The 9,361-nt window shown below is 70.7% G+C and carries 8 protein-coding genes; 3 read left to right on the forward strand and 5 right to left on the reverse strand.

The genetic code is table 11. The annotated features are described in order from the left end of the window. Positions 1 to 25 precede the first annotated feature (25 nt). Positions 26 to 1,291 (reverse strand): NAD(P)/FAD-dependent oxidoreductase, encoded by a 1,266-nt coding sequence (locus ACWEOO_RS35610; protein WP_452146804.1) that lies wholly within the window; start codon positions 1,289 to 1,291, stop codon positions 26 to 28. Positions 1,292 to 1,381: 90 nt separating this feature from the next. Between ACWEOO_RS35610 and ACWEOO_RS35615 the strand changes: the two genes are divergently transcribed. Beyond that, complete coding sequence (locus ACWEOO_RS35615) at positions 1,382 to 2,920, forward strand: helix-turn-helix domain-containing protein (protein ID WP_452146805.1); 1,539 nt, start codon at positions 1,382 to 1,384, stop codon at positions 2,918 to 2,920. Between the two features lie 215 nt (positions 2,921 to 3,135). Here ACWEOO_RS35615 and ACWEOO_RS35620 read toward each other — a convergent pair whose 3' ends face one another. From ACWEOO_RS35620 to ACWEOO_RS35630, 3 genes are read right to left on the reverse strand one after another with little or no spacing between them, the layout of a single operon-like run. Continuing rightward, positions 3,136 to 4,161: an NAD(P)/FAD-dependent oxidoreductase gene (locus ACWEOO_RS35620; RefSeq protein WP_452146806.1), complete on the reverse strand. Its 1,026-nt coding sequence runs from the start codon at positions 4,159 to 4,161 to the stop codon at positions 3,136 to 3,138. Positions 4,162 to 4,166: 5 nt separating this feature from the next. Continuing rightward, on the reverse strand, positions 4,167 to 4,679 hold the full coding sequence (locus ACWEOO_RS35625) for an isoprenylcysteine carboxyl methyltransferase family protein (protein ID WP_452146807.1): 513 nt from the start codon (positions 4,677 to 4,679) through the stop codon (positions 4,167 to 4,169). Further along, a complete protein-coding gene (locus ACWEOO_RS35630; RefSeq protein ID WP_452146808.1) occupies positions 4,679 to 5,725 on the reverse strand; it encodes a type III polyketide synthase in 1,047 nt (348 codons plus the stop codon). The genes ACWEOO_RS35625 and ACWEOO_RS35630 overlap by 1 nt, the downstream gene beginning before the upstream one ends. An 18-nt stretch (positions 5,726 to 5,743) precedes the next feature. Between ACWEOO_RS35630 and ACWEOO_RS35635 the strand changes: the two genes are divergently transcribed. Continuing rightward, the gene (locus ACWEOO_RS35635) at positions 5,744 to 6,556 is read left to right on the forward strand and encodes a UbiA family prenyltransferase (protein ID WP_452146809.1); all 813 of its coding nucleotides are present in this window, start codon (positions 5,744 to 5,746) and stop codon (positions 6,554 to 6,556) included. A gap of 104 nt (positions 6,557 to 6,660) precedes the next feature. On the opposite strand, the gene ACWEOO_RS35640 is transcribed toward ACWEOO_RS35635, so the two are convergent. Beyond that, positions 6,661 to 7,533, reverse strand: coding sequence for a LysR substrate-binding domain-containing protein (locus ACWEOO_RS35640; RefSeq protein ID WP_359932511.1), 873 nt, complete (start codon positions 7,531 to 7,533; stop codon positions 6,661 to 6,663). 124 nt (positions 7,534 to 7,657) lie between these two features. On the opposite strand from ACWEOO_RS35640, the gene ACWEOO_RS35645 reads away from it, so the two are divergent. After that, entirely contained in the window at positions 7,658 to 9,181 is a 1,524-nt protein-coding gene (locus ACWEOO_RS35645; protein WP_359932508.1) for an MFS transporter, read from the forward strand. Positions 9,182 to 9,361 lie beyond the last annotated feature (180 nt).

Raw genomic sequence — 9,361 nt, forward strand, 5'->3', positions numbered from 1 at the left:
ACGTCGCTGGAGCCCCTCCAGGTCGTCAGCGGAGCGGGTTGAAGGGACGCAGCTCCTCCGGAGTGCGGCCGGTGGTGATGGTCTCGGCCAGCAGCTGCCCAGTGATCGGGCCGAGCGTGATGCCCCACATGCCGTGCCCGCCGGCGGCGAAGACCCGCGGCGAAGCGGTCGCGCCGATCAGCGGCAGGCCGTCCGGGGTGCAGGGCCGCGGCCCGACCCACTCGAAGGTCCGCGCGTCCAGGTCGGCGTCCCGCAGCAGCGGCCGGGCGCCCTCGACGATCGCGTTGATCCGGCGCGGGTCGAGCTTCGCCCCGGGCTTGCGGAACTCCATCATCCCCGCGACGCGGAGCCGGTCCCCCAGCGGCGTGCAGGCGATCCGCTGCGCCGGGAAGTACACCGGGCCGGCCGGTACGTGCGCCATCGGCACGCTGAAGCTGTACCCGCGGCCCGCCTGGACGATGGTCTTCACGCCGTACTGCCGCGCCAGGTCGCCGAGCCACGCGCCGGTCGCCATCACGACCGCGTCGAACGAGTCGGTCTCGCCGTCGCCCGTGACGAGGCGGACACCGCGGATCTCGTCGACGATGTCGCGCACGTCGACGCCGCTGATGATCTTCCCGCCGCGGGCGCGCACCGCGTCGGCGAGCAGGCCGACGTAGTCGCCGGGGTTGATGAAGCGCTGCCCGTGCAGCCGGATCGCGGCGCCGATCTGGTCGGACAGCGACGGCTCGATCTCGCGGGCGTCGTCACCGCTGATCGCCTCGAACTCGATGCCCTGGCCGGCGGCGTGGATCTGCTCGATCTCCTCGAGCAGCACCGTGCGCTCCTCGACGGTCCGGTACGCCGCCAGGAACGACTTGGCCTCGTACGTCTGCGCCTCGACGCCGGCCTCGGCCAGGAAGTCGAAGGCGGTCAGGGCCTGCCGGTTGATCGGGACCAGCGCGTCCATCGCGGTCTTCCAGCGGCCGGCGGTGCTGTTGCGAGCGAAGCGGGTGAGGAACGTGAGGAGCCGCGGGCTCGCGGTCGGCGGGACGTACACCGGCGAGGAGGGGCTCAGCACCGCACGGACGCCGTACTTGAGGACCGCTGGTTCCGGCAGCGGGGTGGCCAGGCCGGGGGTCAGCCAGCCGGCGTTGCCCCAGGACGCGCCCGCGGCGACACCCTCACGGTCGAGCACGGTCACCTCGACGCCCGCCTCCTGGAGGAACCAGGCGGTGGCCAGGCCGACCATGCCCGCGCCGACGACGGCGACGCGATCGGGGACGAGGTGAGTGGATCCAGCTGTGGTCATGTATCGATGGTGGGGCCGCCGCGAGCGGCTGTCATGGTGCGATCACACCATATCGGCGACAAATGACTGTGCTCGGCGCACAATAACCTCATGGCCTCCTCCTCCGATCTGATCGTGGCTGTCGGTCCTGCGCTGTTCGAGGTCGTGGTGCCCGGCAAAGGCGACAGCGAGGTCCGGGACGTGTTCCTGGCCGACCCACAGGAGCCCGCGACCGGTCAGCCGGGCGATCTGGTGCTCGGACTCGGTCTGCGCGACGCAGAGGACGCTGTGGAGCTTGTGGAGCGCTGCGCCGCCGGCAACGCGTCCGGAGTGGTTCTGCGTACGGCGTTGGCGCACGAGCCGGCTGTTGTCGCCGCGGCGGAGCGGGAAGTCCTAACACTGGTCGCACTGCAGCCGAGCGTCACCTGGGCGCACGTGGTCTGGCTGCTCCGCGGCGTACTCGACCGGGCGGCCGCACCGGACTCTCCCGCCGCCGGAGACGCCGGTGTCCATCAAGAGCTCTTCGCGCTGGCAGATGCCGCCGCTGCGATCGTCGACGCACCCGTGACGATCGAGGACAACCAGTCCAGGGTCTTGGCGTACTCCTCCGGTCAGGACTTCACCGACCCGGCGCGGGTGTCGACCATCGTCGGACGCCGGGTGCCGCCCGAGGTGATCGCGCATTTCCGGGCCCGTGGCATCTTCCGACGGCTCGCACGGTCCAGTGAACCGTTCCTGGTGCCAGCCGGACCGAACGGCATCCGCCCGCGCCTCGTCGTACCGGTCCGAGCTGGTGGTGAGTGGCTGGGTTCTATCTGGGCCGTTGTCGACGGTCCGGTCAGTGATGCGGTCACGACCGAGCTCAGCAACGCCGCGTCCGTCCTCGCGTTGCACTTGTTGCGGCTGCGCGCACAGGCCGACGTGGCGCGGCGGAGTGCGATCGACCGGCTGCGGACGATCCTGCGGCAGTTCTCGCCGGACAACCCGATCGACGTACGGCTCCCGCCGCAGCCGTGGCGGGTTGTCGCGCTGGGGTCGCCCGACGGGTACGACGTACCGCAGCAGCTGGACCTGTGGGAGTCGACCGGTCGTCGGCACGGGTGGAGCGAGCCGCAGCTGGCTGACCTCGACGGGACCGTGCTCGCCGTCGTCACGGACTCCGACGGGCCGGGGTCCTGGAACTGGCTGCAGAAACTCGTGCTGGAGCAAGCACCCGGCACCTACGTCGCGGCGGGCGGTCCCGCGCGCGGTCCGGCCGATCTGCCGAGCTCACGGGCCGAGGCTGTCGAGCTGCTGGGACTGGTACGGCGGGGTGTCGCACCGGGGCCGGCGTTGCGGGTCGAGGAGGCGTGGCACGTGCTGACGGTGCACCGCGCGGTGACGTCGCTTGATACCACCAAGATGGATGGTCCGCTCGCCACGCTGCTGCGGCACGACATCGAGCACGACACGGGCTACGTGGAAACGTTGCAGGCGTGGCTGGACTTTCCGGGGCAGCCGCAGCGGGCGGCGCGAGAACTGCACGTGCACACCAACACGTTGCGGCACCGGATGAAACGGATCGGGGAGATCGCCGCGCTGGACCTGTCGGATCCGCGGGAGCGGTTGGCCCTGCAATTGCAGATCGCCGCGGTGCGTACAGAACACTGAGATCTACGCCACAGGTCCATGTAACAAGGCTTCATATTCCGGCAACTGCTGGGCAACATCCGCCTGACAGAGTCTTCCTTGTCAGCAGGTCCGACCTTTCACCAGGAGGCCGGAAAGGCTGCGGGTCCGAGCTTTTCACCAGGAAGCTCGGGCCACCCGTGGGCCCGGCGGTTGTCTGAGCGATCGCCGGGCCCCGCGGTATTTCCGGACGTTGCCTAGGACAACCTGTTCACGATGGTGCGGTAGACACCCGGCAGGACGGCCGCGGCGGGGACGATGCGCGGCGCGAGGAGCGGGCGGTTGCGGGCCCACAGCAACGACGCGGTGAGCAGGCGGCACTCCCAGGAGACACGGCGCCAGGCGGCCTCGTAGTCCTGCGGGCGGTCGGCGCGGAGGCAGTCGACGAGTTCGGCGGACGTCCGGAGCGCGACGGCGATACCTTCGCCGGTCAGCGCGTCGACGTACCCGGCGGCGTCACCGACGAGCAGGACCCGGCCGGCGGTGCGGGCGCGGACGCGTTGGCGGAGCGGGCCGGCACCCATCACAGCATTTGCCGCCGGGGCGTCGCCCAGGCGACGCTTCAGGGCCGGGAAGGCGTCGAGGTGCGAGTCGAAGGTGCCGCGGGCCGAGGTGAGGATCGCGACGCCGACGAGATCGTCGGCCACAGGTGTCACGTAGGCCTCCCCCAGCTTTGACCAGTAGACCTCGACGAGATCGGTCCAGGGCGGTACCTGGAAGTGCTGCCGCAGACCGCGTCGTACCTCACCAGAACTTCCACCACACAACTCGAGCTGGCGGCGGATGGGTGAGTGGAGGCCGTCCGCAGCTGCCAAGTAGCGGGCGGTCAGGCCGCCGGCGGTTACCAAGTCCGGCGTTTGGGTGATCGGGCCCACCCGGGTGGGGATGACGGGGATGTTCAGAGATGCCAACCGGGACATGAGGGCCGCGTGGAGGGTGGTACGGCGTACTCCGAGGCCGGGTCCCGCGGTGAACAGGGCGTCGACGGAGTGGGCGTCGTCGAGGTAGCGGATTCCGTGGAACGGGCGGCCGGTGAGTTCCACGCCCAGGCGGGACAGGTACGAGACCGCGCTGTGGGCGATGCCTTCGCCGCAGGCCTTGTCGATCGGGGCCGAGCGGGGCTCGACGACGACAACCGACAGGCCGGCCAGGGCCGCGCGGATGGCGACAGCAGCGCCGGCCGGCCCGGCGCCGGCAACCAGCAGATCGACATCGGGCCGCATTCGGTTCACGGCACGAGGGCGGATTTCAGGGCCGCGTTCTCGGTCCGGATCCGCACAGCCAGCAGCGGGATGTTCAGCACCGTGAACACCAGCGCCGTCACCCAGGCCGTGTGGACCAGCGGCAGGGCGATGCCCTCCAGCACGACCGCCACGTAGTTCGGGTGTCGCAGCCAGCGGTACGGGCCGCGGGCGACCAGGTGGAGACCGGGTACGACGATCACGCGGGTGTTCCACTGATGCCCGAGCACCGCGATGCACCACCACCGCAGCCCCTGCGCCAGCAGCACCGCCACGAACATCGTCCAGCCGAGCCACGGAATGAACGGCCGGTGCAACGCCTCCACCATGCACGCCGCCAGCAACAACGTGTGCAGGGCGACCATGAACGGGTAATGCCCGCGCCCCGACTCCACACCGCCCCGCGCGAAGCTCCACCGCGCGTTGCGCAGCGACACCACCAGCTCCGCGACGCGCTCGGCGGCGACCAGCAGCACCAAACCCAAGTACCAGCCGTACATCACCACTCCAGCAGGACGAGTTCCGAACAGAAACCCGGCCCCATCGCCAGCAACAGTCCGGGACCAGCAGGATCCAGCTTCATGGTGTCACCGAGGACGTGCAGCACCGAGGACGACGACAGGTTGCCGACCGCATCGAGCGACTTCCAGGTTACGTCCAGCGCCCCCGGCCGTAACGACAGCGTCTCCGCGACCGCCTCGAGCACCTTCGGGCCGCCCGGATGGCTCACCCACGTCCCGATCTCCGGCACCGTCAGCCCGGCCGAGCCGAGGAACTCCCGCACGTCGCCGCCGAGGTAGGTCCGGACCACTTCGGGCACGTCCGCCCCGAGCACGATCCGGAACCCGCCCGCTCCGACATCCCACCCCATCACCCGCTCCGAGTCCGGGTACAACCGCGAACGCGTCGCCACCACCGACGGACCTGAGGCCGCCGGATGCTCCGATCCCGTCATCACGACCGCCGCCGCGCCGTCCCCGAACAACGCCCCGCCGACGAGGTTCGGCAACGACGCGTCGTCGCGCTGCAACGTCAGCGAACACAGCTCGACCGACAGCAGGACGGCGACATGCGAAGGCCAGGCCGTCAGGTAGTCGTGCAGTCGCGCGATGCCGGCCGCTCCCCCGACGCACCCGAGCCCGAACAACGGCAGTCGTTTCACGTCCTCACGCAAGCCCAGCCGCACCGCCACCCGTGCGTCGATCGACGGCGCCGCCACGCCGGTCACCGTGGTGAACATCAGCAGGTCGACGTCGTCGAGTGTCAGCCCGGCGTCCTTGACCGCTCCCGCGACCGCTTCGGCGCCGAGGTCGACCGCGGCCGCGATCCACGCGTCGTTCGCCGCGCCGAAGTCGTCGAGCGCGGCGTACTGCTCCAGCGGCAGCGCGAGATACCGGTGCGACACCCCGGCGTTCGCGTGCAGCCGGCGGAGCAGCGCCGTACCGCGGCCGTCGGACAGGCACATCGAGGCGAACGCGTCCGTTAGCGCCGACTGCGGATAGCGGTACGGCGGAAGCGCGGGCCGGACCGCTGCGATCCGCGTCATCGTGGCATCGTTACATCGGTGAGAGCACTGCGGACCGCCGAGGGTCTGGCTCTCGCCTGCCATCCGGGGCCGACCGTCGCCGTCACCGCCCTGGTCACGGCCGTCGCATGGTCGACCGGGCGAAGTCCGGCCGGGTGTCTCCTCGTCGCAGCAACGATCCTCACCGGCCACCTCTCGATCGGCTGGAGCAATGACGCGATAGATGCCGCCCGCGACACCATTGTGAACCGACGGGACAAGCCCGTGGTGCGTGGACTGGTGAGTCGCCGGACGCTTGCGGTGGGTGCGGGCGTCATGCTGGTCGTCACCGTTCCGCTCTCCCTCGCCAACGGCATCGCGGCCGGACTGATGCACCTGCTGTTCGTCGCCTGCGCCTGGGCGTACAACCTGGGGCTCAAGTCCACCGTGATCTCGTGGCTCCCGTACGCCGTGGCGTTCGGCGCACTGCCCTCGTTCGTGACGCTCGGGACCGCGCAGGTCTGGGCGCCGTGGTGGGCGACAGCGGCGGGTGCACTTCTAGGGGTCGGTGCCCATCTGGCAAACGTCGTACCCGATCTGGCCGACGACCTGGCCACCGGTGTCCGCGGCTGGCCGCAGCGCCTCGGCTCCTACGCCCGGCTGCTCGCGCCGCTCCCGCTGGCGGCCGCGACAGGCCTGCTGGTCGTCGCCCCGGCCGGCGCGATCGGCGTCATCGGCTGGATCGCCCTCGCGCTGGTCGCCGCCCTGCTCGTCACGATCCTGCTCTGGCGCAACGCACCGTTCCTGATCACGATCGCGATCGCCGCGGTCAGCGTCATCTCGCTGGTCCTCCGCGGCGACGCCCTCGTCTGACCGGCAGCTCGACAGTACGTATACGTCCACTGCGGCGCCGCGGGCGGTCGGCTGAGCGTGGCTGCGGCGCGGCCGGCCGGACACCTCCTGTCGAGCTCCCGCTCTCAGCCTGCGTCGGGCTTGAGTGGTGCGTTGCTGCCGAGGATCGCGGCGGTGAGCGCTTCCGCGGGCTCCTTGGCGGCGCGCGGGTTCGTGATCAGCACCAGGTCGATGGACGGCAACTCGGGCAGCCCGGCGCCGGGCGGGGGCTCGACCAGGTCGGCGGGCATCAGCGAGCGGGCGAAGATCGCGATGCCGAGCCCGGCCCGGACGGCCGCGAGTACGCCGTTGACGCCGCGCACGATGCACGTGATCCGGCAGGTCCGGCCGGCCTGCTCGAGGGACTGCACACCGAGCGACCGGCTCAGCGAGGGCGCCTGGTAGGCGACCAGCGGCACCGGCCCGTCGGGGGCGATCCGGGTCCCCGCGATCCCGGCCCAGACCAGCGGGTCGCGCCGGACCAGGCGGCCGTTCGGCTCGTAGCCGCCGCCGGCGCCGTGCTTCACGTAGGCGAGGTCGAGGTGCCCGGACTCGACGCGGCGGAGCAGGTTCGGGCTCTGGGCGACGGTCAGCTCGAGGTCGATCCGCGGGTACAGCTGGCGGAAGTCGCGCAGGATCTTCGGCAGCGGCGTGAGCGCCAGGTCGTCGGTCACGCCGAACCGCAGCCGGCCGCGCAGCTCCGAGCCGGTGAAGTACCCGGCGGCCTCCTCGTGCGCGGCCAGGATGGTCCGCGCGAACCCGGCCATCGCCTCCCCGTCCGCGGTCAGCGTGACGGTGCGGGTGTCCCGGACGAACAGCGGCCGCCCGACGGCCGTCTCGAGTTTGCGCACATGTTGACTCACGGTCGGCTGCCGGATGCCCAGCCGCTCGGCCGCCTGGGTGAAGCTGAGCGACTGCGCCACCGCCAGGAACGTGCGCAACTGGTCCGGGTCGTACATCGATAGACCTCCCATTACGTGACGCAATAAGACTAATAGGAGTAATTCGCTGGGGGAATCCAGCACTCACCCCTGAGGATGGACCTGTCCTCCCCTGACCAGTTCACTCGCGTAGGGATCGCTCTTGACCTCCCGGGCCACCGGCACCGTCCCGTCCACCGACTTCCATCTGCACCGCCCCACCGACTCCACCAGCAAGCTCCGGGAGCAGCGCCGCCCGGGCTTCAAGGACACCTTCAGCGCACTGCGGGTCCGCAACTTCCGCCTCCTGGTCAGCGGACTGCTGGTCAGTTCGACCGGCGGCTGGATCCAGCGCATCGCCCAGGACTGGCTGGTACTCACGCTCACCGGCAGCGCCACCGCGGTCGGCATCACGACCGCCCTGCAGTTCCTCCCCACCCTCGTGCTCGGTCTGTACGGCGGCGTGATCGCCGACCGGTTCCCGAAGCGGAAGATCCTGCTCGTCACGCAGATCACGATGGGCACCTGTGCCGGCCTGCTCGCGCTGACCGCCTTCACCGGCAGCGTCCAGGTCTGGCACGTCTACACGATGGCCTTCGTCCTCGGTCTGGCGACCGCGGTCGACAACCCGACCCGGCAGTCGTTCGTCACCGAGCTCGTCCCGCGGGACACGGTCCGGAACGCGATCAGCATGGTCTCGTCGACGTTCCAGCTCGGCAGCCTGATCGGCCCTGCGCTCGGCGGTCTGCTGCTCGGCACGATCGGCGCCGGCTGGGCGTTCGCGCTCAACGGGCTGACGTTCTTCGCGTCGATCAGCGCGCTGCTGCGGATGCGCGAGAGCGAGATGCCCGGGTTCCACGCCGCGCGCACGGCGAGTGCCGGGATGCGGATCCGGGACGGGCTGCGCGACGGCGTCCGGTACGCGTTCCACGAGCCGGCCGTCCGCTGGGCGATCGCGCTGGTCGGGATCTACGGCATGTTCTGTATCAGCCTGCCGGTGACGCTGACCGCGTTCGCCGACCGGGTCTTCCACACCGGCGCGTCCGGGTACGGCGTGCTGAACTCGGTCGTCGCGTTCGGCGCCCTCGCCGGCGCGCTGCTCTCGGCGCGCCGCGTCCGGCCGAGCCGGCTGCGGAACCTGATCGGCATCGCCTGCCTGCTCACGATCACCGAGGTGCTGGCCGCCCTCCAGCCGTCGCTGTGGACGTTCATCCCGGTGCTGGCGTCGATGGGCATGGCGACGCTGATGTTCCTGACCGCGGCCCAGTCGATGGTCCAGCTGACCACTCCGGACGGCCTGCGCGGCCGGGTGTCCGGGATCTACAACCTGGTCTTCATCGGGGGCGGCGCGATCGGCGGACCGCTGGTCGGCTACCTGGCCCAGCATTTCGGTGCCCGGTGGGCGCTGATGCTCGCGGGTCTGGTCCCGGCGGTGGCGACGGTCGCGATCGGCCTCCGGCTGCGGCGCGACGGCCGGCTCCGGCTGGTCCTGGTCCGGACGCGGTCGCCGTGGCACCAGGTCCCGATCCGGCTGAACCTGCAGCAGACCGAGATCCAGCTGTCGGCCCCGAAGAGCACGCCGATCACGCGCACGTCGCGTCCCTTCATCCTCGGTCGTCGGCAACATGCGCGCATGGACTCGCATCTACGCCCGATGCGCACCCGCCGCCGCCCGCAACACCAGTGAACTCCTGGGGCGGGGCTGCGCTGCCTTCCCGGCCCTGCCCCAGGCTCTTTGGGCACGCACCAACCACTTTCTCCCGCGACGCATGGGGCGGATTCAGCCGGTCGTCGCAACACCTGAGTTCTGGAGGTGTTGTGATGGCTGGTCGTGGTCGTCCTGCGTTGCCGCGGCAGGTGCAGCGCG

Source organism: Kribbella sp. NPDC004138, assembly GCF_053603655.1.

Excerpts from the sequence above, each read along its gene's own strand:
- ACWEOO_RS35640 (WP_359932511.1), bottom strand. The coding sequence starts at position 7,533 with ATGTACGACCCGGACCAGTTGCGCACGTTCCTGGCGGTGGCGCAGTCG.
- ACWEOO_RS35630 (WP_452146808.1), bottom strand. The coding sequence starts at position 5,725 with ATGACGCGGATCGCAGCGGTCCGGCCCGCGCTTCCGCCGTACCGCTAT.
- ACWEOO_RS35625 (WP_452146807.1), bottom strand. The coding sequence starts at position 4,679 with ATGTACGGCTGGTACTTGGGTTTGGTGCTGCTGGTCGCCGCCGAGCGC.
- ACWEOO_RS35615 (WP_452146805.1), top strand. The coding sequence starts at position 1,382 with ATGGCCTCCTCCTCCGATCTGATCGTGGCTGTCGGTCCTGCGCTGTTC.
- ACWEOO_RS35610 (WP_452146804.1), bottom strand. The coding sequence starts at position 1,291 with ATGACCACAGCTGGATCCACTCACCTCGTCCCCGATCGCGTCGCCGTC.
- ACWEOO_RS35620 (WP_452146806.1), bottom strand. The coding sequence starts at position 4,161 with ATGCGGCCCGATGTCGATCTGCTGGTTGCCGGCGCCGGGCCGGCCGGC.